Annotated in this window: 22 protein-coding genes and 2 tRNA genes; 20 read left to right on the forward strand and 4 right to left on the reverse strand. The window is 57.5% G+C overall.

Annotated features, from left to right (window positions below):
* The first annotated feature begins 142 nt into the window (after positions 1–142).
* Positions 143–910 (forward strand): FCD domain-containing protein, encoded by a 768-nt coding sequence (locus tag AB4N98_RS16665; RefSeq protein ID WP_017528808.1) that lies wholly within the window; start codon positions 143–145, stop codon positions 908–910.
* A 35-nt stretch (positions 911–945) separates the two neighbouring features.
* Here AB4N98_RS16665 and smpB read toward each other — a convergent pair whose 3' ends face one another.
* The gene (gene smpB / locus AB4N98_RS16670; RefSeq protein ID WP_003176160.1) at positions 946–1428 is read right to left on the reverse strand and encodes an SsrA-binding protein SmpB; all 483 of its coding nucleotides are present in this window, start codon (positions 1426–1428) and stop codon (positions 946–948) included.
* A 168-nt stretch (positions 1429–1596) separates the two neighbouring features.
* Here smpB and AB4N98_RS16675 point away from each other — a divergent pair, with 168 nt between their 5' ends.
* Positions 1597–2031, forward strand: coding sequence for a type II toxin-antitoxin system RatA family toxin (locus AB4N98_RS16675; protein WP_017528807.1), 435 nt, complete (start codon positions 1597–1599; stop codon positions 2029–2031).
* Positions 2024–2326 carry an RnfH family protein gene (locus AB4N98_RS16680; protein WP_017528806.1) on the forward strand — a complete coding sequence of 101 codons (303 nt, stop codon included), beginning with the start codon at positions 2024–2026 and terminating at the stop codon, positions 2324–2326. The genes AB4N98_RS16675 and AB4N98_RS16680 overlap by 8 nt, the downstream gene beginning before the upstream one ends.
* A gap of 63 nt (positions 2327–2389) precedes the next feature.
* Here the strand turns inward: AB4N98_RS16680 and AB4N98_RS16685 are convergent, their stop codons facing one another.
* Complete coding sequence (locus AB4N98_RS16685) at positions 2390–2917, reverse strand: outer membrane protein assembly factor BamE (protein WP_460148834.1); 528 nt, start codon at positions 2915–2917, stop codon at positions 2390–2392.
* Positions 2918–3015: 98 nt separating this feature from the next.
* On the opposite strand from AB4N98_RS16685, the gene fur reads away from it, so the two are divergent.
* On the forward strand, positions 3016–3420 hold the full coding sequence (gene fur / locus AB4N98_RS16690; RefSeq protein WP_003194220.1) for a ferric iron uptake transcriptional regulator: 405 nt from the start codon (positions 3016–3018) through the stop codon (positions 3418–3420).
* Between the two features lie 77 nt (positions 3421–3497).
* Here the strand turns inward: fur and recN are convergent, their stop codons facing one another.
* Complete coding sequence (gene recN, locus AB4N98_RS16695) at positions 3498–5171, reverse strand: DNA repair protein RecN (RefSeq protein WP_017528804.1); 1674 nt, start codon at positions 5169–5171, stop codon at positions 3498–3500.
* Between the two features lie 255 nt (positions 5172–5426).
* Here recN and grpE point away from each other — a divergent pair, with 255 nt between their 5' ends.
* The 8 genes from grpE to AB4N98_RS16735 all read left to right on the forward strand — a co-directional run bounded on the left by grpE (position 5427) and on the right by AB4N98_RS16735 (position 15894).
* Positions 5427–5987 carry a nucleotide exchange factor GrpE gene (grpE, locus tag AB4N98_RS16700; RefSeq protein WP_065876784.1) on the forward strand — a complete coding sequence of 187 codons (561 nt, stop codon included), beginning with the start codon at positions 5427–5429 and terminating at the stop codon, positions 5985–5987.
* A gap of 102 nt (positions 5988–6089) precedes the next feature.
* Positions 6090–8006: a molecular chaperone DnaK gene (gene dnaK / locus AB4N98_RS16705; protein ID WP_017528802.1), complete on the forward strand. Its 1917-nt coding sequence runs from the start codon at positions 6090–6092 to the stop codon at positions 8004–8006.
* Between the two features lie 317 nt (positions 8007–8323).
* Positions 8324–9448, forward strand: a complete 1125-nt coding sequence (dnaJ, locus tag AB4N98_RS16710; RefSeq protein ID WP_017528801.1) for a molecular chaperone DnaJ — start codon at positions 8324–8326, stop codon at positions 9446–9448.
* Between the two features lie 10 nt (positions 9449–9458).
* Positions 9459–10265 carry a 4-hydroxy-tetrahydrodipicolinate reductase gene (gene dapB, locus AB4N98_RS16715; RefSeq protein WP_017528800.1) on the forward strand — a complete coding sequence of 269 codons (807 nt, stop codon included), beginning with the start codon at positions 9459–9461 and terminating at the stop codon, positions 10263–10265.
* A 259-nt stretch (positions 10266–10524) separates the two neighbouring features.
* Complete coding sequence (carA, locus tag AB4N98_RS16720) at positions 10525–11661, forward strand: glutamine-hydrolyzing carbamoyl-phosphate synthase small subunit (RefSeq protein ID WP_065876786.1); 1137 nt, start codon at positions 10525–10527, stop codon at positions 11659–11661.
* 105 nt (positions 11662–11766) lie between these two features.
* Entirely contained in the window at positions 11767–14988 is a 3222-nt protein-coding gene (gene carB / locus AB4N98_RS16725) for a carbamoyl-phosphate synthase large subunit (RefSeq protein WP_017528798.1), read from the forward strand.
* On the forward strand, positions 14985–15461 hold the full coding sequence (gene greA / locus AB4N98_RS16730; protein ID WP_017528797.1) for a transcription elongation factor GreA: 477 nt from the start codon (positions 14985–14987) through the stop codon (positions 15459–15461). Before carB ends, greA begins: the two co-directional genes overlap by 4 nt.
* Positions 15462–15489: 28 nt before the next feature.
* The gene (locus AB4N98_RS16735; RefSeq protein WP_068935257.1) at positions 15490–15894 is read left to right on the forward strand and encodes an MFS transporter; all 405 of its coding nucleotides are present in this window, start codon (positions 15490–15492) and stop codon (positions 15892–15894) included.
* Between the two features lie 9 nt (positions 15895–15903).
* On the opposite strand, the gene yhbY is transcribed toward AB4N98_RS16735, so the two are convergent.
* Positions 15904–16212 carry a ribosome assembly RNA-binding protein YhbY gene (yhbY, locus tag AB4N98_RS16740; RefSeq protein ID WP_017528795.1) on the reverse strand — a complete coding sequence of 103 codons (309 nt, stop codon included), beginning with the start codon at positions 16210–16212 and terminating at the stop codon, positions 15904–15906.
* A gap of 105 nt (positions 16213–16317) precedes the next feature.
* On the opposite strand from yhbY, the gene rlmE reads away from it, so the two are divergent.
* From rlmE to AB4N98_RS16780, 8 genes are all read left to right on the forward strand, one after another.
* Entirely contained in the window at positions 16318–16968 is a 651-nt protein-coding gene (gene rlmE, locus AB4N98_RS16745; RefSeq protein ID WP_017528794.1) for a 23S rRNA (uridine(2552)-2'-O)-methyltransferase RlmE, read from the forward strand.
* Positions 16969–17168: 200 nt separating this feature from the next.
* Positions 17169–19079: an ATP-dependent zinc metalloprotease FtsH gene (gene ftsH / locus AB4N98_RS16750; RefSeq protein ID WP_032883474.1), complete on the forward strand. Its 1911-nt coding sequence runs from the start codon at positions 17169–17171 to the stop codon at positions 19077–19079.
* A gap of 8 nt (positions 19080–19087) precedes the next feature.
* Complete coding sequence (gene folP, locus AB4N98_RS16755) at positions 19088–19939, forward strand: dihydropteroate synthase (protein WP_065876788.1); 852 nt, start codon at positions 19088–19090, stop codon at positions 19937–19939.
* A 16-nt stretch (positions 19940–19955) separates the two neighbouring features.
* Positions 19956–21293 carry a phosphoglucosamine mutase gene (gene glmM, locus AB4N98_RS16760; protein WP_017528791.1) on the forward strand — a complete coding sequence of 446 codons (1338 nt, stop codon included), beginning with the start codon at positions 19956–19958 and terminating at the stop codon, positions 21291–21293.
* 66 nt (positions 21294–21359) lie between these two features.
* Positions 21360–22115 carry a triose-phosphate isomerase gene (gene tpiA / locus AB4N98_RS16765; protein WP_015885920.1) on the forward strand — a complete coding sequence of 252 codons (756 nt, stop codon included), beginning with the start codon at positions 21360–21362 and terminating at the stop codon, positions 22113–22115.
* A gap of 4 nt (positions 22116–22119) precedes the next feature.
* Positions 22120–22503 (forward strand): preprotein translocase subunit SecG, encoded by a 384-nt coding sequence (secG, locus tag AB4N98_RS16770; protein ID WP_003235031.1) that lies wholly within the window; start codon positions 22120–22122, stop codon positions 22501–22503.
* A gap of 22 nt (positions 22504–22525) precedes the next feature.
* A tRNA-Leu gene (locus AB4N98_RS16775) sits at positions 22526–22611 on the forward strand.
* A 96-nt stretch (positions 22612–22707) separates the two neighbouring features.
* Positions 22708–22784 (forward strand) — tRNA-Met (locus AB4N98_RS16780).
* The last annotated feature ends 73 nt before the right edge of the window (positions 22785–22857 follow it).

The following is a 22857-nucleotide window of genomic DNA, read 5'->3' on the forward strand; positions in this document are numbered from 1 at the left end:
GCCGCCTGCGAAACTTTGGTCGTAGGTCGCTGCTGGAGGCCTCTGATCGGGTAAAACGAAGGTGTTCTGATAGGTGCTGGAAGTTTGGCGATAGGCCAGAATAGAGGGCCCGGCGAGTGGTCGGGATGGTGGAGAGCGAGTTATGGGGTTTGATCAGGTGCGTCAGCGCCGTTTGTCTGACGATATTGTCGAGCAACTTGAGGGCATGATTCTCGAGGGCACGTTGAAGTCGGGCGAGCGCTTGCCGGCCGAGCGCGCCTTGGCTGAGCGGTTTGGCGTATCGCGCCCATCGTTGCGGGAGGCTATCCAGAAGCTGGCTGCCAAAGGGCTGTTGGTGAGTCGTCAGGGCGGCGGCAATTATGTCGCAGAGTCCCTGGGGTCGACCTTCAGCGATCCGCTGCTGCACTTGCTGGAAAACAACCCTGAAGCGCAGCGCGACCTGCTGGAGTTTCGTCAGACGCTTGAAGCGTCCTGTGCCTATTACGCCGCGTTGCGTGCGACCGAAGTCGATCGCGAGCGGCTGACCGCTGCGTTTGATGCCCTTCAGGATTGCTACACCCGTGTCGACGAAGTGAGCCGGGCCGAGGAGGGGGTGGCGGATGCGAGGTTCCACTTGGCAATTGCCGAGGCCAGCCATAATGCGGTGTTGCTGCACACCATTCGCGGTTTGTTCGACCTGCTCAAGCGTAACGTGGTGACCAACATTGGTGGCATGTACCAGCAGCGTACGGAAACCCGCGACATGCTGATCAGTCAGCACCGGGATTTGTACCTGGCGATTATCGAAGGGCGGGCCGAGCAGGCGCGAGAAGTCTCAACGCGTCATTTGGAGTATGTGCAGGAGGTGTTGGAGGAAGTGCGTCAGGAGGTTCAGCGGGTAGCGCGTGCGGAGCGGCGTAAAGGAATGTAGCCGAGGGGTTACCCAGGGCTACATCGTGGCAACGGCTATTCTTCCTTGCCTTTGTTGCGTACCGCGCGGTGCAGCTCGCGGTTGGAATCGCGCTCGCGCTCGGTATCACGCTTGTCGTATTCCTTCTTGCCCTTGCCCAGGGCGATCTCGCACTTGACCAGATGCTTGCTCCAATACCAGGACAGGCAGATGCAGGCATAGCCCTTCTGCTGTACGGCGGCAGCGAGTTTTTCCAGTTCGCGGGCATTGAGCAACAGCTTGCGCGTGCGCACCGGGTCGGCAATCACGTGGGTGCTCGCGGTGGTCAGCGGGGTGATATGACTGCCGAGCAGCCATGCCTCGCCATCTTTGAGCAGTACGTAGCTGTCGACCAGTTGCAGCTTGCTGGCGCGCAGACTTTTTACTTCCCAGCCGGCCAGGACCAGACCAGCCTCGAAACGATGTTCGATGAAGTAATCGTGTCGCGCCTTTTTATTTTGCGCGATGGTCCCTGTGGGGTGTTTCTTTTGTTTAGCCATAGGGGCGGCATTATAGGGAGTTGCGAGCGTATCGGCTACGGTCAACCTGCGTGCTTGAGCGTGTTGGACGAATCCCGGACAATGCGGGCAGTTCTTTGGTTTTTTTCTCTCGCGAATCGGCCTGTTCTTTCGCGATGTTTGCTGCTCAGCTGTGGAAATAACGCACACATGACGACGCATATTCAACGCTCGGCCCTGCTGCCTTACCCGGCGCAGGCGCTATATGACCTGGTCAACGACGTGGCGCGTTACCCGGAATTCTTGCCGTGGTGCTCCACCGCCGAAGTGTTGGAAGGCAGTGAGGAGCACATGGTCGCCAGTGTCGGGGTGGCCAAGGGTGGCCTTAGCCAGCATTTTGTGACGCGCAATGTGCTGGTGCCGGGCAAGTCCATTGAAATGAATCTGCAGGAAGGGCCATTTACCCAACTGCACGGCGTGTGGGTGTTCAAGGCGCTGACCGACAAGGCTTGCAAGATCAGTCTGGACCTCTCGTTCGATTACGCGGGGCCGATTGTGCGCGCGACGTTGGGGCCTTTGTTCAATCAGGCGGCCAACACCTTGGTCGATGCATTCTGCCAGCGAGCCAAGCAACTGCATGGTTGAGATTGAGGTGGTGTACGCCGCTGTTGAACGTCAGGTTCTGTTGGCGGTTGCGGTGGCGCCGGGAACCAGTCTGCGAGCCGCGGTGCTGGCGTCGGGGATGGCGGCGCAATTTCCTGGAGTGGACCTGGCGGGCTGCCCTTTGGGGGTCTTCGGCAAGGTAGTCGCAGACGCTGATGCGCGCGCTGTGCAAGCGGGGGATCGTATTGAAATCTACCGCCCCTTGCTGGTAGACCCTAAGGAAGTCCGCAGGCTACGTGCGGCCAAGGCGGCGCTGGCCAAGCAGCAGTCTTTATAAAGTCGCCAAACCACAGGCAACAAAAAGCCCGGCATGCCGGGCTTTTTGTTGAGCGCCACGAAGTTACTGCGGGCTGGTGTCCAGAGGCTGAGGCGTCGGGACTGGAACGGTTTCGACCCCGTCGACGTCCTTCTGGATCTTGTCGAGCAAGGACCCAGGCTTGGCCGGTACTTCGGACTTCGGCTTCTCGCTTTCCTGCGCTGGCGCGGTCACGTTGGCCCCGTTGTCCTTGCCGAGCAGGGCTTCGTCACGGCTTACGCCAGGCATGAAGTCGCCGGACAGGCTGACGAGCTGGTCATTGCCATTGAAAATGACGCTGACGCGCTCCTGTTGGCGTTCACCGCCACCAGGCTGGAGGCTATAGAGATAATCCCAGCGATCGGCATGGAAAGTGTCGGTCAGCAGGGGATTGCCCATGATAAACCTTACTTGCCGTCGGGTCATTCCCGGGCGTAACTGGTCTATCATGTCCTGCGTGACGACATTGCCCTGCTGGATGTCGATTTTGTAAACCCCGGGGAATGAACAACCGGCGAGTGCGAGCAGTCCCACAAAGGTGAAACTGGTTAGCAAGAGCTTGGTGTTTTGCATCGGTGGGCGACTTCCACTATCTTGGCTGGGACAACGTAAACGCCGATCATACCCGTATTAAGAGAAGCTGCGAAGCAGCATCCGCGAGAAAGCTAACCATGGTTGAAAATAGCGAACTACGCAAAGCCGGTCTTAAAGTGACTCTGCCACGAGTCAAGATTCTACAAATGCTCGATTCTGCTGAGCAGCGTCACATGAGTGCCGAGGATGTTTACAAGGCGCTGATGGAGTCTAACGAGGATGTCGGCCTGGCCACGGTTTACCGTGTACTGACCCAGTTTGAAGCCGCAGGGCTGGTGGTTCGTCATAATTTCGACGGCGGTCATGCGGTGTTCGAATTGGCTGACGGTGGTCATCACGACCACATGGTTGACCTGGATACCAACGAGGTTATCGAGTTCACCAGCCCCGAAATCGAAGCGCTGCAGCATAAGATTGCTGAAGAGCATGGCTTCGATCTGGTCGACCACAATCTGGTGTTGTACATCCGTAAGAAAAAGTAAAAACGACGCAGAATTGCTCTGCGAAACGATCGAAGGCGACCTTAGGGTCGCCTTCGTGCTTTCTATAGGAGAGGTATTCAGGCCTTGGCGGCTACAACCATTTTTTTGGCGTGAGCCAAAGACTCTTTGGTCAAGTCTATCCCGCCGAGCATTCGCGCCACTTCTTCCACTCGCTCCGACTTGTTCAGCTTGGATACCGCAGTATGTGTCGCATCGCTGCCTCTTACCTTGTGCACAAACAAGTGCTGGTGCCCTTGGGCTGCCACTTGTGGCAGGTGCGTGACCGTAAGCACCTGGCCCCGGTCCCCCAGGCGGCGCAACAGCTGGCCAACAATTTCCGCAGTCGGCCCGCCGATACCGACGTCAACTTCGTCGAATACCAATGTCGGTACCCGTGAGGTTTGCGCGGTAATCACCTGGATCGCCAGGCTGATTCGCGACAGCTCGCCACCAGACGCCACTTTTGCCAGTGCCTTGAGCGGTTGGCCTGGGTTGGCGCTGACCAGTAGTTCTACCTGTTCCAGTCCGTGGGGCTGCAGCTCATGGCCGGCGTTGGCGCGCAGCTCAATGGTGAAGCGCCCACCCGGCATGCCCAGGCGCTGAATTTCCTGCTCTACGGCGCTGGCCAGGCTTGTGGCGGCCTGTTGGCGCAGGTCGCTCAGTTCCCGGGCTTTCTCTTGATAGTGGCGGGCAAAAGAGGTGAGCTCTTCGCCCAGTCGCTCAATGGATTCGTCATTGGCATTCAACGTCTCGATTTCATCGAGCAGTTTTTGCTGCATCGTTGCCACTTCAGTGGGCTGGATTCGATGTTTGCGCGCCAGGGTATAGATGGTGTCCAGGCGCTCTTCTATTTCTTGCAGGCGCGCCGGGTCGGCATCGAAGTGGTCCAGAAAACGATTCAGTTCGCCCACAGCCTCCTCGACTTGTATTTGCGCACTGGTCAGCAGCGTGGTCGCCTCGCTTAGCGACCCCGAGGCGCTATTTACGCTGGATAGCCGATTGAGGCTGGCGGTAAGTGCGTTGAGCACATTGCCAGAATCGCTTTCGCTGCATTGCTCCACCACCTGGCGGCAGATACCCAGCAGGGTTTCGGCATTGGTCAGGTTTTTGTGTTCCTGCTCCAGTTGCTCCAGCTCCGTCTCGCCAAGACCCAGGCTTTCCAATTCTTCAAGCTGGTAGCTGAGAAGTTGATGCCGAGCACGTTGTTCATCGCCCGAGTTGGAGAGGCGTTCCAGCTCTTGGCGCGTTTGGCGCCAGCGTTGGGCAGCCAACTGGACTTGGCGCGCAAGGTCAGTGGCGCCTGCGTATTCATCGAGCAGCCGGCGATGGGTATCGGTTTTGAGCAGTGACTGGTGTTCGTGCTGGCTGTGGATGTCGATCAACAACTCGCCCAGGGCTTTCAAATCGCCAAGAGGGCAGGGGGTGCCGTTGATGTAGCCGCGGGAGCGCCCTTCGGCGGTGATGACCCGGCGCAGAATGCAGGGGCCTTCATTATTGAGGTCGCGCTCGGTCAGCCAGGTTTCGGCTTCGGGAATGTCTGATAGATCGAAGGTGGCGAGGATGTCGGCCTTTTCTGCACCGGGGCGCACTACGCCACTGTCGGCGCGGTCGCCCAGGGTCAGGCCCAGGGCGTCGAGCATGATCGACTTGCCGGCGCCGGTTTCGCCTGTGATTACGCTCATCCCGCGATCCAGTTCGAGATCCAGATGTTCAACGATGGCGTAGTTATGTACAGACAGGTGCACGAGCATGACGGCCGCTCCCAGATGTTAGGTCTGGTTATTTATACAGTGTTTTGTCTGGAGCTGACAATCCTCGCGCTTAGCTCGATTCGTTTGATGTGAACGTTTTTTAAGCGCGACGGGGAATGTAAGGAGCAGGAATTGATCCTGGGCATCGGAAAGACTTTTGCTGACGTTCGCGCTCTTGAACCTGGAAATTGTGACCCCATATACCGGAACAGAAGCGCGAGTTGAGCTCGTGCATGATTTTGAAAGGAGAAAACTATGGCTGACGAACAGACGCAGGATACGCAAGCTCCAGACGCCAATTCGGCCGTCGGTGATGAACTGGCAACTCGCGTGCAAGTGCTCGAAGAGCAGTTGGTCGCTGCGCAGGATCAGTCTTTGCGTGTTGCCGCCGATCTGCAGAACGTCCGCCGCCGTGCCGAGCAGGATGTAGAAAAAGCGCACAAGTTCGCGCTGGAAAAATTTGCCAGTGATTTGCTGCCGATCATCGACAGCCTGGAGCGTGGTCTTGAGCTGTCCAACCCGGACGACGAAAACATCCGTCCGATGCGCGAAGGGATCGAGCTGACGCTGAAAATGTTCCAGGACACCCTGAAGCGTTATCAGTTGGAAGCCATCGATCCGCAAGGCGGCGAGCCATTCAATGCTGAACATCACCAGGCAATGGCCATGCAGGAAAGCCATGACCTTGAGCCAAACAGCGTGTTGAAAGTGTTCCAGAAGGGTTATCTGCTCAACGGCCGCTTGCTGCGCCCGGCGATGGTAGTGGTGAGCAAGGCTCCTGCACCCGTTTCGCCTTCTATTGATGAGCAGGCTTGAAATCTGCCGCAAGGCCCCCATTTATAAGTCAAGCGTTTAAGTGCTACCGCAGTTAGCCACCACTGCTGCGGCAACCAAATTCAAGTTTCGGGAGAGTAAATCATGGGCAAAATCATCGGTATCGACCTGGGGACCACCAACTCCTGCGTCTCCGTCATGGAAAACGGCAAAGCCAAAGTTATCGAAAACGCCGAAGGTGCGCGTACTACGCCGTCGATCATTGCTTACGCCAACGATGGCGAGATCCTCGTTGGTCAGTCGGCCAAGCGTCAGGCTGTCACCAACCCGCACAACACCCTGTACGCGGTAAAGCGTCTGATCGGTCGTAAGTTCGACGAAGAAGTCGTACAAAAAGACATCAAGATGGTGCCGTACAAAATCGCCAAGGCTGACAATGGTGACGCCTGGGTTGAAGTAAACGGCAACAAAATGTCTGCACCGCAGATCTCGGCTGAAGTCTTGAAAAAGATGAAGAAGACAGCCGAAGACTATCTGGGCGAAGCCGTCACCGAGGCGGTGATCACCGTTCCGGCCTATTTTAACGACAGCCAGCGCCAGGCGACCAAAGACGCCGGCCGCATCGCGGGCCTGGACGTAAAACGTATCATCAACGAACCTACCGCGGCTGCTCTGGCCTACGGCATGGACAAGGCCAAGGGCGATCACACCGTGATCGTTTATGACCTGGGTGGCGGTACCTTCGACGTTTCCGTGATCGAGATCGCTGAAGTGGACGGCGAGCACCAGTTCGAAGTGTTGGCCACCAACGGTGACACCTTCCTGGGTGGCGAGGACTTTGACATTCGTCTGATCGACTACCTCGTTGACGAATTCAAGAAAGAAAGCGGCATGAACCTCAAGGGCGACCCGCTGGCGATGCAGCGCCTGAAAGAAGCTGCCGAGAAAGCCAAGATCGAACTGTCTTCCGCTCAGTCGACCGACGTGAACCTGCCGTACATCACTGCAGACGCCACGGGTCCTAAGCACTTGAACGTGAAAATTTCCCGCGCCAAGCTGGAAGCGCTCGTTGAAGACTTGGTGCAGCGCACCATCGAGCCTTGCCGTATCGCACTGAAAGACGCCGGTATCGACGTTGGCTCCATCAATGACGTCATCCTCGTTGGTGGTCAGACTCGTATGCCGCTGGTGCAGCAGAAAGTCACCGAGTTCTTCGGTAAAGAAGCGCGTAAGGATGTGAACCCGGACGAAGCAGTTGCCATGGGTGCTGCCATCCAGGGCGCGGTATTGGCCGGTGACGTGAAAGACGTGCTGCTGCTGGACGTCAGCCCGCTGACCCTGGGTATCGAAACCATGGGCGGCGTGATGACTGCGCTGATCGAGAAAAACACCACGATTCCTACCAAGAAATCCCAGGTGTTCTCGACGGCTGATGACAACCAGGGCGCTGTGACCATCCACGTGCTGCAAGGTGAGCGTAAGCAGGCTGCGCAGAACAAGTCCCTGGGCAAGTTCGACTTGGCCGAGATTCCACCGGCTCCACGTGGCGTGCCGCAAATCGAAGTGACCTTCGACATCGATGCCAACGGCATCCTGCACGTCGGCGCGAAAGACAAGGCGACCGGCAAAGAGCAGAAGATCACCATCAAGGCCAACTCCGGACTGTCTGATGAAGAAATTCAACAGATGATTCGTGATGCTGAAGCCAACGCCGAAGCGGATGCCAAGTTCGCAGAGCTGGCCGGTGCGCGTAACCAGGGTGATGCGCTTGTTCACTCGACGCGCAAAATGGTTGCGGATGCTGGCGACAAAGTGACCGCTGAAGAGAAGACCGCGATTGAAGCTGCCGTGGTTGCCCTGGAAGCTGCCATCAAGGGCGACGACAAGGCCGCCATCGAAGCCAAGGTCGAGGAGCTGTCGAAAGTCTCCGCGCCGGTTGCCCAAAAGATGTACGCCGAGCAAGGCCAGCCGGCTGAAGGTGCTGCGCAGCAAGCAGAGCCTGAAGCCAAGCATGATGACGTTGTCGATGCTGAGTTTGAAGAAGTCAAAGACCACAAGTAAGTTGGTCGCCCGGTTGACCGCTGTCCAGCGGTGACTGGTAGGATGTCGCCGCGCGGGAGCTTGCTCCCGCGTTGGTGTGTCTGGGGTATGCGAATTTTTACAGCGTGCGACAACGTTCGGATGCTGGCGGTGTGATCGGGAATGCTCCTGCTTTCCGAGCAATAAATACCGCTTTTTTGGCCGGGTCCCTGGCTAAAAGCAGTAATGTCCAGGATCGTTGAATTGACGTGAGTTGGGTCCGGGCCTGTATTGGGGCTCAACGAGTTTGGCGAGGCTCAGGAGGGTCTGGCTGAACGTCCTTAAGAGTGCAAAGACTTATGGCAAAGCGTGACTATTACGAAGTATTGGGTGTGGAGCGTGGCTCCAGCGAGGCGGACCTGAAAAAGGCTTACCGTCGCCTGGCGATGAAGCATCACCCAGACCGTAATCCGGATAGCAAAGAATCCGAAGAAATGTTCAAGGAGGCCAACGAGGCCTACGAATGCCTGTCTGATCCCAACAAACGTGCGGCCTACGACCAGTATGGCCATGCTGGTGTCGATCCAAGCATGGGCGGCGGCGGTGCCGGTTTTGGTGGTCAGAATTTCTCCGATATTTTTGGCGATGTATTCAGCGACTTCTTCGGTGGTGGTCGGGGTGGCCAGCGTGGTGGCGCCCAGCGTGGCAGCGACTTGCGCTACACCCTTGAGCTGAACCTGGAAGAAGCCGTGCGCGGTACCAGCGTCAATATCCGTGTGCCGACGCTGGTGAACTGCAAGCCGTGCGACGGTTCGGGTGCCAAAAAAGGCTCCGCGCCGATTACGTGTCCGACCTGTGGCGGTATTGGCCAGGTGCGGATGCAGCAGGGCTTCTTCTCGGTGCAGCAGACCTGCCCGCGCTGCCATGGCCAGGGCAAGATCATTTCCGATCCGTGCGACTCCTGCCACGGCGAAGGTCGTGTCGAAGAGTACAAGACGTTGTCGGTGAAAGTGCCGGCCGGCGTGGATACCGGGGATCGTATTCGTCTGTCGGGCGAAGGCGAGGCGGGTGCTCAGGGTGGCCCAACGGGCGACCTGTACGTGGTGATCAATGTGCGCGAGCATTCGATCTTCCAGCGCGACGGCAAGCACCTGTTCTGTGAAGTGCCAATCAGCTTTGTCGATGCGGCCTTGGGTGGCGAGCTGGAGATCCCGACTCTTGATGGTCGCGTGAAGCTCAAGATCCCTGAGGGGACGCAGACCGGCAAGCAGTTCCGTATTCGCGGCAAGGGTGTTGCCCCGGTGCGTGGCGGCGGTGCTGGCGACCTGATGTGTCGGGTGGCGGTGGAGACACCGGTCAATCTGAATCGCCGTCAACGCGAGCTGCTTGAGGAGTTTCGCAGTTCGCTGGAAGGCGACGACACCCATTCGCCGAAAACCACTGGCTTCTTCGAAGGCGTGAAGCGCTTCTTCGGCGACCTGTAAGGAAGTGAGTATGCGACGTATAGCCGTAATGGGTGCCGCCGGGCGCATGGGCAAAACATTGGTCGAGGCGGTGCAGCAGCGCTCGCCGGCCTCGGGGCTGACAGCGGCCATTGTTCGCCCTGGCAGCACGTTGATCGGTGCGGACGCCGGTGAGTTGGCCTCGTTGGGTCGTATCGGGGTGTCGATGTCCGGCAGTCTTGAGCAGGTGGTTGAGGAGTTCGACGTACTGATCGATTTCACCTTGCCCGACGTCATGCTCAAAAATCTTGCATTCTGCCGCAAGGCAGGCAAGGCCATGGTCATTGGTACCACCGGCTTGACGGCTGAGCAAAAGCAATTGCTGGTGGAGGCGGGCAAGGATATCCCTGTCGTCTTCGCCGCCAACTTCAGTGTCGGCGTGAACCTGTCGCTCAAGTTGCTGGATATGGCGGCTCGTGTGCTTGGGGATGAAGCGGATATCGAGATCATCGAAACTCATCACCGTCACAAGATCGATGCCCCGTCCGGGACTGCGCTGCGTATGGGAGAAGCGATTGCCGATGCGCTGGGTCGCGACCTGTCGAAGGTGGCGGTGTACGGTCGTGAAGGTCATACCGGCGCACGTGCGCGTGACACCATTGGTTTTGCAACCGTTCGCGGTGGTGATGTGGTGGGTGACCATACCGTGCTGTTCGCCACAGAAGGCGAGCGGCTGGAAATCACTCATAAGGCCTCCAGTCGCATGACATTTGCCAAGGGCGCGGTGCGTGCGGCGCTCTGGTTGGAAGGTCGCGAACCTGGCCTGTACGACATGCGCGATGTGCTGGATTTGCACTAATCAGTAGCTAAAACAGGGCCTCGGGATTATCCTGAGGCCCCGTTTTTACCCGCTAAGCGACGCCCTGTCGCATTCTCCTGCCTTTTAGGCTCTTTAGCGGTGGACCAAAAAACCCTTTTTCTGTAAGCTACAGCTTTAGTGTGTCCACTAAAAGCGCGCAGAATAATTCAGTGAAGAAGCGGGGTGACGTGTCCATACGTCACTCCGCTTTTTTACAACCTGCGATCGCCCTTTCAGGCTTTATTTACGGGAGGTCTTCTTGACTAAGCCAGCCATACTCGCCCTTGCTGATGGCAGCATTTTTCGCGGCGAAGCCATTGGAGCCGACGGTCAGACCGTTGGAGAGGTGGTGTTTAACACCGCCATGACCGGCTATCAGGAAATCCTTACCGATCCTTCCTACGCCCAACAGATTGTTACCCTGACCTATCCGCACATCGGCAACACCGGTACTACGCCGGAAGACGTCGAGTCTGATCGTGTCTGGTCGGCCGGCCTGGTGATCCGTGACTTGCCGCTGGTTGCAAGCAACTGGCGTAACACGATGTCGCTGTCGGACTACCTGAAAGCCAACAACGTTGTGGCGATTGCCGGTATCGATACGCGCCGCCTCACGCGCATCCTGCGTGAAAAAGGCTCGCAGAACGGCTGCATCATGGTCGGCGACGATATTTCCGAAGAGGCGGCGATTGCCGCGGCGCAAGGCTTCCCTGGCCTGAAAGGCATGGACCTGGCGAAAGTCGTCAGCACCAAGGAACAGTACGAGTGGCGCTCCACCGTCTGGGATCTGAAGACTGACAGCCACGCGACCATCGAGTCCGCGGACCTGCCTTACCACGTTGTCGCTTATGACTACGGTGTGAAGTACAACATCCTGCGCATGCTGGTCGAGCGTGGCTGTCGCGTTACCGTGGTGCCGGCGCAAACGCCTGCCAGCGACGTACTGGCCCTGCAGCCGGACGGTGTGTTCCTGTCCAACGGGCCGGGTGACCCGGAACCTTGCGACTATGCCATCCAGGCAATCAAGGAAGTGCTGGAGACCGAGATTCCGGTATTCGGTATCTGCCTCGGCCACCAGTTGCTGGCCCTGGCCTCCGGCGCCAAAACCCTGAAAATGGGTCACGGCCATCATGGTGCCAACCATCCCGTGCAAGACCTGGATACCGGCGTTGTAATGATCACCAGCCAGAACCACGGTTTTGCGGTGGATGAGGCGACTTTGCCGGGCAACGTCCGCGCCATTCACAAGTCGCTGTTCGACGGCTCCCTGCAAGGCATCGAGCGCACCGACAAGAGCGCGTTCAGCTTCCAGGGCCACCCTGAAGCCAGCCCGGGCCCGAACGACGTCGCGCCGCTGTTCGACCGTTTCATCAATGAGATGGCCAAGCGACGCTGAGTGAGCGGCCTGCGGGCGGCCCCGAACCTCGGTGGCCCCCGCTGGCTCTTCAAAGATTGTTCAAGACGGCTTGCCGACTGACCTGCGGATTTGAGTGACAAACCCATGCCAAAACGTACAGACATAAAAAGCATCCTGATTCTCGGCGCTGGCCCGATTGTGATCGGCCAGGCCTGCGAATTCGACTACTCCGGCGCCCAGGCCTGTAAAGCCCTGCGCGAAGAGGGCTACCGCGTCATCCTGGTGAACTCCAACCCGGCCACCATCATGACCGACCCGGACATGGCCGACGCCACCTACATCGAACCGATCAAATGGCAGACCGTTGCCAAGATCATCGAAAAAGAGCGCCCGGACGCGTTGTTGCCAACCATGGGTGGCCAGACTGCCCTGAACTGCGCCCTGGACCTGGAGCGCGAAGGCGTCCTGGAGAAGTTTGGCGTAGAGATGATCGGCGCCAACGCCGATACCATCGACAAAGCTGAAGACCGTTCGCGTTTCGACAAAGCCATGAAGTCCATCGGCCTTGACTGCCCGCGTTCCGGCATCGCCCACAGCATGGAAGAGGCCAACGCGGTTCTCGAAAAACTGGGCTTCCCGTGCATTATCCGTCCGTCCTTCACCATGGGCGGCACCGGCGGTGGCATTGCTTACAACCGTGAAGAGTTCGAAGAAATCTGCGCCCGTGGTCTGGATCTGTCGCCGACCAAAGAGCTGCTGATCGACGAGTCCCTGATCGGCTGGAAAGAGTATGAGATGGAGGTTGTCCGCGACAAAAAGGACAACTGCATCATCGTCTGCTCCATCGAAAACTTCGACCCGATGGGTGTGCACACCGGCGATTCGATCACCGTTGCTCCGGCGCAGACCCTGACGGACAAGGAATACCAGATCATGCGTAACGCCTCGCTGGCGGTATTGCGTGAGATCGGCGTTGAAACCGGTGGTTCCAACGTTCAGTTTGGCATCTGCCCGGATACCGGCCGCATGGTCGTGATCGAGATGAACCCGCGTGTATCGCGTTCTTCGGCGCTTGCCTCGAAAGCTACTGGCTTCCCGATTGCGCGTATCGCTGCCAAGCTGGCTATCGGCTATACCCTGGACGAGCTGCAAAACGAAATCACGGGCGGCGCTACGCCGGCCTCTTTCGAGCCGTCCATCGACTACGTTGTGACCAAGCTGCCGCGCTTTGCCTTCGAGAAATTCGCCAAGGCTGACGCGCGCCTGACCACCCAGATGAAGTCTGTGGGTGAAGTCATGGCCATCGGCCGCACTTTCCAGGAATCCCTGCAGAAAGCCCTGCGTGGCCTGGAAGTGGGCGTTTGCGGTCTGGACGAGAAGCTTGACCTGAGCAACCCGGAGAGCATGAGCGTGCTCAAGCGCGAGCTGACCGTGCCGGGTGCCGAGCGTATCTGGTACGTGGCTGACGCCTTCCGTGCGGGCATGACCGTCGAAGATATCTTTGGCATGAACATGATTGACCCTTGGTTCCTGGTGCAGATCGAAGATCTGATCAAGGAAGAAGAGAAGGTCAAGACCCTAGGTCTGTCGTCTATCGACCGCGACCTGATGTTCCGCCTCAAGCGCAAAGGCTTCTCCGACCAGCGCCTGGCCAAATTGCTGGGTGTGACCGAGAAAAACCTGCGCACGCATCGCCATAAGCTGGATATCTTTCCGGTCTACAAGCGCGTTGACACCTGCGCCGCCGAATTTGCCACCGACACTGCGTACCTTTACTCCACCTACGAGGAAGAGTGCGAAGCCGCACCGTCGGGCCGCGACAAGATCATTATCCTGGGCGGCGGTCCGAACCGTATCGGCCAGGGCATCGAGTTCGACTATTGCTGCGTACACGCCGCGCTTGCGCTGCGCGAAGACGGGTACGAGACCATCATGGTCAACTGCAACCCGGAAACTGTTTCAACTGACTACGACACGTCCGACCGTTTGTATTTCGAGCCGGTAACGCTGGAAGACGTGCTGGAAATCTGTCGCGTCGAGAAGCCTAAAGGCGTGATCGTCCAGTATGGCGGCCAGACACCGCTGAAACTGGCGCGTGCCCTTGAGGCCGCCGGCGTGCCGATCATCGGTACCAGCCCGGATGCAATCGACCGTGCCGAAGACCGTGAGCGCTTCCAGCAGATGGTTGAGCGCCTGAACCTGCGTCAGCCGCCGAACGCCACCGTGCGCAGCGAAGACGAAGCCATCCGTGCAGCCAGCAAGATCGGCTACCCGTTGGTGGTGCGCCCGTCCTACGTACTGGGCGGGCGTGCGATGGAAATCGTCTACGAGGAAGAAGAGCTCAAGCGTTACCTGCGTGATGCGGTGAAAGTATCCAACGACAGCCCGGTGCTGCTGGATCACTTCCTCAACTGTGCTATCGAAATGGACGTAGATGCGGTCTGCGACGGTACCGACGTGGTGATCGGCGCGATCATGCAGCACATCGAGCAGGCCGGTGTTCACTCCGGTGACTCCGCGTGCTCGCTGCCACCTTACTCGCTGCCGCTGCATATCCAGGACGAGATGCGTGAACAGGTCAAGAAGATGGCGCTGGAGTTGGGCGTGGTCGGCCTGATGAACGTACAGTTGGCGCTGCAAGGCGAAGACATCTACGTCATCGAAGTCAACCCGCGCGCTTCGCGTACCGTGCCGTTCGTTTCCAAGTGCATCGGTGTGTCCCTGGCCATGATCGCTGCCCGCGTGATGGCTGGTAAGACCTTGAAGGAAATCGGCTTCACCAAGGAAATCATCCCGAACTTCTACAGCGTGAAAGAGGCGGTGTTCCCATTCGCCAAATTCCCTGGCGTGGACCCGATCCTGGGCCCAGAGATGAAGTCCACCGGTGAAGTGATGGGCGTGGGCGATACCTTTGGCGAGGCGTTCGCCAAGGCTCAGATGGGCGCAAGCGAAGTGCTGCCGACCGGCGGTACCGCGTTCATCAGCGTGCGTGATGACGACAAGCCACTGGTTGCAGGTGTGGCGCGTGATCTGATCAACTTGGGCTTCGAAGTCGTCGCCACTGCCGGGACCGCCAAGCTGATCGAAGCTGCCGGCCTGAAAGTGCGTCGCGTGAACAAGGTAACGGAAGGCCGTCCGCATGTGGTCGACATGATCAAGAATGACGAAGTCACCCTGATCATCAACACCACCGAAGGTCGCCAGTCGATCGCGGACTCCTACTCCATTCGTCGTAACGCCCTGCAGCACAAGATTTACTGCACCACCACCATTGCTGCTGGCGAAGCTATCTGCGAAGCGCTCAAGTTCGGTCCGGAAAAGACCGTGCGTCGCTTGCAGGATCTACACGCAGGATTGAAGGCATGACCAAATACCCAATGACAGTCCAGGGCTTCAAGGCGCTGGAAGAGGAGCACGCTCATCTGACCAAGGTCGTACGTCCAAAGCTGAGCCAGGACATCGGTACGGCCCGCGAGCTGGGTGACTTAAAGGAAAACGCCGAATACCACGCTGCTCGCGAGCAGCAAGGTATGGTCGAGGCGCGGATCCGTGACATCGAAGGCCGCCTGCAAAATTCGGTGGTGATTGATGTGACGACCATTCCTCGCACCGGCAAGGTGATTTTCGGTACTACCGTGGAAATCGCCAACGTTGAGACTGACGAAAGCGTTGTCTACCACATCGTTGGAGAGGATGAAGCTGACTTCAAGCTCGGCAAGATCTCTGTGGGTTCACCGCTGGCCCGCGCCTTGATTGCCAAGGAAGAGGGTGATGTGGTGGCCGTCAAGACGCCTGGCGGCGTGATCGAGTACGAGATCGTTGAAGTTCGTCACATCTGAAAGGCGGCGCCCGCTTCGTGCGGGCGCCATGCTTTGGCAGCTTGTCCAGATGTTGTGGGTGGGCGGCCTTTGGCTGCTGCACATCGGTGTATTGCCGGCGCTGGGTCTGATAGGCCTGGCTCCGCTGCTCATCGATGAAATCGATGGATTGCTGAGCGGGTTGCTGGTGGGTTTTTCGGCGGCGTGCGTGACGATCCAGGCATTGGTGCTGGTCAAGGCTGAAGGCTTGGGGAGTTTGTGGCGGGATATTCGCGGCCAACTGCTGTTGATGGCGCTGTATGCATGCGCATTGTTTTGCGTATTGCATGTGTGGGTGCCGGAAGCGTTGCGCTGGCAGTTATTCAGCTATCTTGTGCTAGGGTTCTCTGGCTTGGTGCTGATTATGCAGCCTGCACCGGGGTGGAGTGGCGGGGCGCGCGAAGCACGCCCTTGACCCTTTTCATCACTTGAAGCGATGGACGTTCGACAATTGCTTATTGGCGCTGAAATTCTTGCGATACAGCAGCGCCATCTTGCCGATGACTTGAACCAAGTCTGCCTTGCCCACCTTGCACAGTTCTGCAACGGCGGCCAGGCGCGCTTCGCGATCAAGGATATTGACCTTGATCTTGATCAGTTCATGATCATTGAGTGCGCGTTCAAATTCGGCTAACACACCTTCAGTCAAACCGTTGTCTGCCACAATCAGAACTGGTTTCAGATGGTGGCCAATGGATTTGTACTGTTTCTTCTGCTCTTGAGTGAGCGGCATAATCTGACCCCTGCGTCTGATCTTGTAAAAAGCGGCGGCCAGTTTACCCGAGCGAGTCCGGGACCGCCCAGTTAATCACGACCCGTTTTATTTTCGAGGTGGCCCGTGGCCCGTTCCAAAACCAGCCTTAAGTGGCTACAAGAGCATTTCAACGATCCTTACGTCAAAAAGGCGCAAAAGGATGGTTACCGTTCCCGGGCCAGCTACAAGCTGCTGGAGCTGCAGGACAAGGACAAATTGTTTCGCCCCGGCATGAGCGTGATAGACCTGGGCGCTGCGCCGGGTGGCTGGTCCCAGGTGGCCAGTCGTCTGATTGGTGGGCAAGGTCGGTTGATCGCTTCCGATATCCTGGAGATGGACAGCATCCCCGATGTGACCTTCGTGCACGGCGATTTTACCCAGGATGCCGTTCTGGCCGAGATCCTGGAGGCTGTGGGAAATTCACAGGTTGACCTTGTGATTTCCGACATGGCCCCCAATATGAGTGGATTACCGGCTGTTGATATGCCGCGAGCCATGTTCCTTTGCGAGCTGGCGCTGGACCTGGCCGGGCGGGTATTGCGTCCGGGTGGGGATTTCCTGGTCAAGGTCTTCCAAGGGGAAGGCTTCGACGAATATCACAAGAACATCCGCAAGCTGTTCGACAAGGTTCAGATGCGTAAGCCGGACTCTTCCCGAGACCGCTCGCGCGAGCAATACCTGTTGGCGCGGGGGTACCGCGGCATCGAAGGTGCCGCCAGTGATGAGCGTCTTTGAAGGTTTGAAGGGAGTCGATAGGTTTTTTTATATCGCTTTCGTCGCGAAGCTTTACGAATATTGTGTAGTCAAAGTTTCACAAAGGGTTACAGACGGCGCCTGCCAGAGTTGTAGGTAATGTAGTAAGTTAGGCTGGTGAATATCATGCGAAGCACGCGCCAGTAGCGGAGCTTGCTTCAGAGGGTAGTTAATTGAACGATATGGCAAAGAATCTGATCCTGTGGTTGATCATCGCGGCTGTCCTTGTGACGGTGATGAACAACTTCTCCAGCCCTAACGAGCCACAGACCCTCAACTATTCCGACTTCATCCAGCAAGTCAAGGATGGCAAGGTAGAGCGCGTGACGGTCGATGGCGCGGTTATCACCGGCAAGCGCAACGATGGCGATGGCTTCAAGACCATTCGCCCGAATATCCCAGACAATGGCTTGATCGGCGACCTGGTGGATAACCACGTGGTTGTCGAGGGCAAGCAGCCTGAGCAGCAGAGCATCTGGACTCAACTGCTTGTAGCCAGCTTTCCTATCCTGGTGATTATTGCTGTGTTCATGTTCTTCATGCGCCAGATGCAAGGCGGTGCTGGAGGCAAGGGCGGGCCGATGAGCTTTGGCAAGAGTAAGGCGCGCCTGCTCTCCGAAGATCAGGTAAAGACTACCCTGGCGGACGTTGCCGGTTGCGACGAAGCCAAGGAGGAAGTCGGCGAACTGGTCGAGTTCCTGCGCGATCCAGGCAAGTTCCAGCGTCTGGGTGGTCGTATTCCCCGTGGCGTACTGATGGTTGGACCTCCGGGTACCGGTAAAACCTTGCTGGCCAAGGCGATTGCCGGCGAGGCCAAGGTGCCGTTCTTCACTATTTCCGGTTCTGACTTCGTCGAAATGTTTGTCGGTGTGGGCGCCAGCCGTGTTCGCGATATGTTCGAGCAGGCCAAGAAGCATGCTCCCTGCATCATTTTTATCGACGAAATCGATGCCGTGGGTCGCCATCGTGGCGCCGGCATGGGTGGCGGTCATGATGAGCGTGAGCAGACTCTCAACCAGTTGCTGGTCGAGATGGATGGCTTCGAAATGAATGACGGCATCATCGTTATTGCCGCAACCAACCGACCAGACGTACTGGACCCGGCGTTGCTGCGTCCAGGCCGTTTCGACCGGCAGGTCGTGGTGGGCTTGCCAGATATTCGTGGGCGTGAGCAGATTTTGAAAGTGCACATGCGCAAAGTGCCAATGGGTGATGACGTAGCCCCGGCGGTGATTGCGCGGGGTACGCCAGGCTTCTCTGGTGCTGACCTGGCCAACCTGGTGAACGAAGCGTCGCTGTTTGCTGCCCGTACCGGCAAGCGCATCGTTGAGATGAAGGAGTTCGAGCTGGCTAAAGACAAGATCATGATGGGCGCTGAGCGTAAATCCATGGTCATGTCTGAAAAAGAGAAGCAGAACACTGCTTATCATGAGGCGGGTCATGCCATTGTCGGTCGCGTAGTGCCTGAGCACGATCCGGTCTACAAAGTGTCGATCATTCCTCGTGGTCGGGCGCTGGGTGTCACCATGTTTCTGCCGGAAGAAGATCGTTACAGCCTCTCCAAGCGTGCGCTGATCAGCCAAATCTGTTCTTTGTATGGCGGTCGTATCGCTGAAGAGATGACCTTGGGTTTCGACGGCGTAACCACCGGCGCTTCCAACGACATCATGCGGGCCAGTCAGATTGCACGAAATATGGTGACGAAATGGGGCTTGTCGGAAAAGCTGGGCCCTCTGATGTATGCCGAGGAAGAAGGTGAAGTGTTCTTGGGGCGTGGCGGTGGCGGTCAGAGTGCCAGCTTCTCCGGTGAAACAGCCAAGCTGATCGACTCCGAAGTGCGCAGCATCATTGACCAGTGCTATGGCACGGCCAAGCAGATCCTGACCGATAACCGCGACAAGCTGGACGCAATGGCTGATGCGCTGATGAAGTACGAAACCATAGATGCCGATCAGATCGATGACATCATGGCGGGTCGCGAGCCTCGTGAGCCTCGCGATTGGGAAGGCGGTTCGGGCACTTCTGGCACCCCGCCAGTCGTTCAGAATGAGCGGCCTGAAACCCCTATCGGCGGCCCAGCAGCTGATCACTAAGGTTTGAAATGACTTCTGTGTTGTCCTCCACCCGGTTGCCTTGCGGCAACCGGGTTCTTGATTTGGCCCATACGCATGTCATGGGCATTCTCAATGTAACCCCCGATTCCTTTTCCGATGGTGGCCGCTTCAGCCAGTTGGATGCCGCGTTACGTCATGCCGAGGCGATGATGAACGCTGGCGCGACCTTGATTGATGTCGGTGGTGAGTCCACCCGGCCGGGCGCTCGCGTAGTTTCTCCTGTGGAGGAGCTTGAGCGAGTGGCTCCAATAGTAGAGCTTATCGCCCGTGAGCTGGATGTGATCATCTCGGTTGATACATCGACGCCTGCCGTGATGCACGAAACGGCGCGTCTGGGGGCGGGGCTGATCAATGATGTGCGTTCCCTTCGGCGTGACGGCGCCTTGGATGCGGCTGCGGCTACCGGCTTGCCCGTGTGCCTTATGCATATGCTGGGAGAGCCCGGCAATATGCAGGACAGTCCGCACTATGATGATCTCGTTGGTGAAGTAAGTGGGTTTCTTGCTGAAAGGATGACTCAATGTGCCAGCGTAGGAATTGCGCCGGAGAAAATCATCCTTGATCCCGGATTTGGTTTCGCCAAGACCCTGCAACATAACTTAAGCCTGTTCAAGCATATGGAATCCCTGCATGCCCTTGGTCGGCCTTTGTTGGTCGGTGTTTCGCGCAAGAGCATGATAGGGCTCGCGTTGAATCGCCCGGTGGGTGAGCGGCTGTACGGTGGTCTTGCACTGGCAGCGCTTGCGATGACCAAGGGCGCGCGTATTTTGCGTGTACATGACGTCGCCGAAACCGTGGATGTGGTGCGCATGCTTGCCGCAGTAGAATCAGCCGAATAAGAATGATGGAGCACTTATGACTAAAAAATACTTTGGCACCGACGGTATCCGTGGTCGGGTCGGCGAATTTCCGATTACTCCTGATTTTATGCTCAAGCTGGGTTGGGCGGCAGGCATGGCGTTCCGCAGCATGGGCGCTTGCCGCATCCTGGTGGGCAAGGACACCCGAATTTCGGGATACATGTTTGAGTCCGCGCTGGAGGCTGGTCTGTCTGCCGCAGGTGCTGATGTGATGTTGCTGGGGCCAATGCCGACACCGGCGATCGCTTACCTGACGCGTACCTTTCACGCTGAAGCCGGTATCGTGATCAGCGCCTCGCACAACCCTCATGATGACAATGGCATCAAGTTCTTCTCGGGGCAGGGCACCAAGCTGCCGGACGAAATCGAGCTGATGATCGAAGAGCTGCTGGATGCGCCGATGACGGTGGTTGAGTCCAGTAAATTGGGCAAGGTGTCGCGTATTAATGACGCGTCCGGCCGCTATATCGAATTCTGCAAGAGCAGTGTGCCAACCAGCACCAACTTCGCAGGCCTGAAAGTCGTGGTGGACTGTGCTCATGGCGCCACCTACAAAGTGGCGCCAAGCGTATTCAGAGAATTGGGTGCGGATGTGACGGTGCTGTCGGCCCAGCCAAACGGGTTGAACATCAACGAAAACTGCGGTTCCACCCATATGGAGCAGTTGCAGGCAGCCGTGCTTGCTGAGCATGCCGATCTGGGTATCGCCTTCGATGGTGACGGTGATCGTGTCTTGATGGTCGATCATACGGGTGCAGTGGTCGATGGGGACGACCTGTTGTTTATCATTGCTCGCGATTTGCATGAGCGTAACAAGCTGCAAGGTGGTGTCGTCGGGACGCTGATGAGCAATCTCGGTCTCGAGTTGGCGCTGGCAGACCTGGGTATTCCCTTTGTGCGCGCCAATGTCGGTGACCGTTATGTCATTGCCGAACTGTTGGAGCGTAACTGGCAAGTAGGTGGTGAGAACTCCGGGCATGTCGTGTGCTTCCAGCACACCACCACGGGCGATGCGATTATTGCGGCATTGCAGGTGTTGCTGGCCTTGCGTCGTCGAGACGAGAGCCTGGCCCAGGCGCGTCAGGCGCTGCGTAAATGCCCTCAAGTCTTGCTTAATGTGCGTTTTGCGGGCGGTGAAAACCCGATTGAGCACCCAGCTGTCAAAGAAGCGTGCGAGCGTGTGACCCTGGCAATGGCGGGGCGTGGCCGGGTGCTGTTGCGCAAGTCCGGCACAGAGCCTTTGGTGCGCGTTATGGTCGAGGGTGACGATGAAATACAGGTTCGTGGCCATGCCGAAGACTTGGCAAAACTAGTAACTGAAGTTTGCGTCTGAATTCGGCTTGCCAGTGATGATGTGGTTGGGTAACATCTGCGCCCACTTTGACCGACGAGGTACAGCATGCGTCGCACTATGGTAGCTGGTAACTGGAAGATGCACGGTACCCGCGCCAGTGTCGCTGAGCTGATCAACGGCCTTCGTCACTTGGCCTTGCCTAGCGGTGTTGATATCGCGGTTTTCCCGCCTTGCTTGCATATCACCCAAGTGGTTGATGGCTTGAAAGGTAAGTCGATCCAGGTCGGCGCGCAGAATTCTGCGGTGGAAGCCATGCAAGGTGCCTTGACCGGTGAGATTGCACCGAGTCAGCTGGTTGATGCGGGTTGTTCCTATGTGCTTGTCGGGCACTCCGAGCGCCGTCAGATGATGGGCGAGCGTGATGGGACACTCAATCGCAAGTTCGCAGCGGCACAGGCTTGTGGCTTGATTCCGGTGTTGTGCATAGGGGAAACCCTTGAGCAGCGCGAATCGGGCAAAACTCTTGAGGTTGTCTCGCGTCAGCTTGGCAGCATTATCGAGGAGCTGGGTGTTGGTGCGTTTGCAAAGGCAGTAATTGCTTACGAGCCGGTCTGGGCCATTGGTACCGGGCTGACTGCTACACCACAACAAGCGCAGGATGTGCATGCAGCCATTCGCGCTCAGTTGGCGGCAGAGAATTCTGAAGTCGCACAAGGTGTGCGTCTTCTATACGGCGGCAGCGTGAAGGCGGCCAATGCGGTCGAACTGTTCGGCATGCCGGATATCGATGGGGGGCTCATTGGTGGAGCCTCCCTGAATGCAGATGAGTTCGGTGCGATCTGTCGCGCCGCGGGAAACTGAAAAAATGCTGGAAACAGTCGTAGTCGTTTTTCATCTGTTGGCTGCCCTGGGCGTAGTTGCCCTGGTTTTGTTGCAACAGGGTAAAGGTGCGGATGCTGGTGCGTCTTTCGGTGCAGGTGCTTCAAATACTGTGTTCGGAAGCCAAGGTTCCTCTACCTTTCTTAGTAAGTTTACTGCTATACTTGCCGCCGGTTTCTTCATAACCAGCTTAGGGTTAGGTTACTTTGCTAAAGAGAAAGCTCATGTGCTGACTCAGGCAGGTTTGCCAAACCCAGCAGTGTTGGAAGTACCAAAAGCAAAACCGGCTTCTGATGATGTCCCGGTGCTTCAAGAGCAAAAGTCGGCTACTCCAGCGACTGACGTGCCTCCAGCTCAAGAGCAGAAGTAAGAAGGGTTGTAAACGCTGTATTGCCGAGGTGGTGGAATTGGTAGACACGCAACCTTGAGGTGGTTGTGCCCATAGGGTGTAGGGGTTCGAGTCCCCTTCTCGGTACCAATTATCAGGAGAGCCCGCTGTTGCGGGCTTTCTTGTAGGTGGAAGGTTACATTGACCCTGTAAGGGATCGGTCGTATACTTCCGCCCCAGCTTTGTCGCGGGGTGGAGCAGTCTGGTAGCTCGTCGGGCTCATAACCCGAAGGTCGTCGGTTCAAATCCGGCCCCCGCAACCAGTTTTAGCGGAGCCCCTTTTAAGGGGCTTTTTGTTAGCTGGACACTTTCAACGCCGCTATTCGACGGCGTTTC

It is taken from the genome of Pseudomonas sp. S3_E10 (genome assembly GCF_054667615.1).

Coding starts and splice junctions, on each gene's coding strand:
- AB4N98_RS16665 (WP_017528808.1), top strand. CDS start 143: ATGGGGTTTGATCAGGTGCGTCAGCGCCGTTTGTCTGACGATATTGTC.
- smpB (WP_003176160.1), bottom strand. CDS start 1,428: ATGGCTAAACAAAAGAAACACCCCACAGGGACCATCGCGCAAAATAAA.
- AB4N98_RS16675 (WP_017528807.1), top strand. CDS start 1,597: ATGACGACGCATATTCAACGCTCGGCCCTGCTGCCTTACCCGGCGCAG.
- AB4N98_RS16680 (WP_017528806.1), top strand. CDS start 2,024: ATGGTTGAGATTGAGGTGGTGTACGCCGCTGTTGAACGTCAGGTTCTG.
- AB4N98_RS16685 (WP_460148834.1), bottom strand. CDS start 2,917: ATGCAAAACACCAAGCTCTTGCTAACCAGTTTCACCTTTGTGGGACTG.
- fur (WP_003194220.1), top strand. CDS start 3,016: ATGGTTGAAAATAGCGAACTACGCAAAGCCGGTCTTAAAGTGACTCTG.
- recN (WP_017528804.1), bottom strand. CDS start 5,171: ATGCTCGTGCACCTGTCTGTACATAACTACGCCATCGTTGAACATCTG.
- grpE (WP_065876784.1), top strand. CDS start 5,427: ATGGCTGACGAACAGACGCAGGATACGCAAGCTCCAGACGCCAATTCG.
- dnaK (WP_017528802.1), top strand. CDS start 6,090: ATGGGCAAAATCATCGGTATCGACCTGGGGACCACCAACTCCTGCGTC.
- dnaJ (WP_017528801.1), top strand. CDS start 8,324: ATGGCAAAGCGTGACTATTACGAAGTATTGGGTGTGGAGCGTGGCTCC.
- dapB (WP_017528800.1), top strand. CDS start 9,459: ATGCGACGTATAGCCGTAATGGGTGCCGCCGGGCGCATGGGCAAAACA.
- carB (WP_017528798.1), top strand. CDS start 11,767: ATGCCAAAACGTACAGACATAAAAAGCATCCTGATTCTCGGCGCTGGC.
- greA (WP_017528797.1), top strand. CDS start 14,985: ATGACCAAATACCCAATGACAGTCCAGGGCTTCAAGGCGCTGGAAGAG.
- AB4N98_RS16735 (WP_068935257.1), top strand. CDS start 15,490: ATGCTTTGGCAGCTTGTCCAGATGTTGTGGGTGGGCGGCCTTTGGCTG.
- yhbY (WP_017528795.1), bottom strand. CDS start 16,212: ATGCCGCTCACTCAAGAGCAGAAGAAACAGTACAAATCCATTGGCCAC.
- ftsH (WP_032883474.1), top strand. CDS start 17,169: ATGGCAAAGAATCTGATCCTGTGGTTGATCATCGCGGCTGTCCTTGTG.
- folP (WP_065876788.1), top strand. CDS start 19,088: ATGACTTCTGTGTTGTCCTCCACCCGGTTGCCTTGCGGCAACCGGGTT.
- glmM (WP_017528791.1), top strand. CDS start 19,956: ATGACTAAAAAATACTTTGGCACCGACGGTATCCGTGGTCGGGTCGGC.
- tpiA (WP_015885920.1), top strand. CDS start 21,360: ATGCGTCGCACTATGGTAGCTGGTAACTGGAAGATGCACGGTACCCGC.
- secG (WP_003235031.1), top strand. CDS start 22,120: ATGCTGGAAACAGTCGTAGTCGTTTTTCATCTGTTGGCTGCCCTGGGC.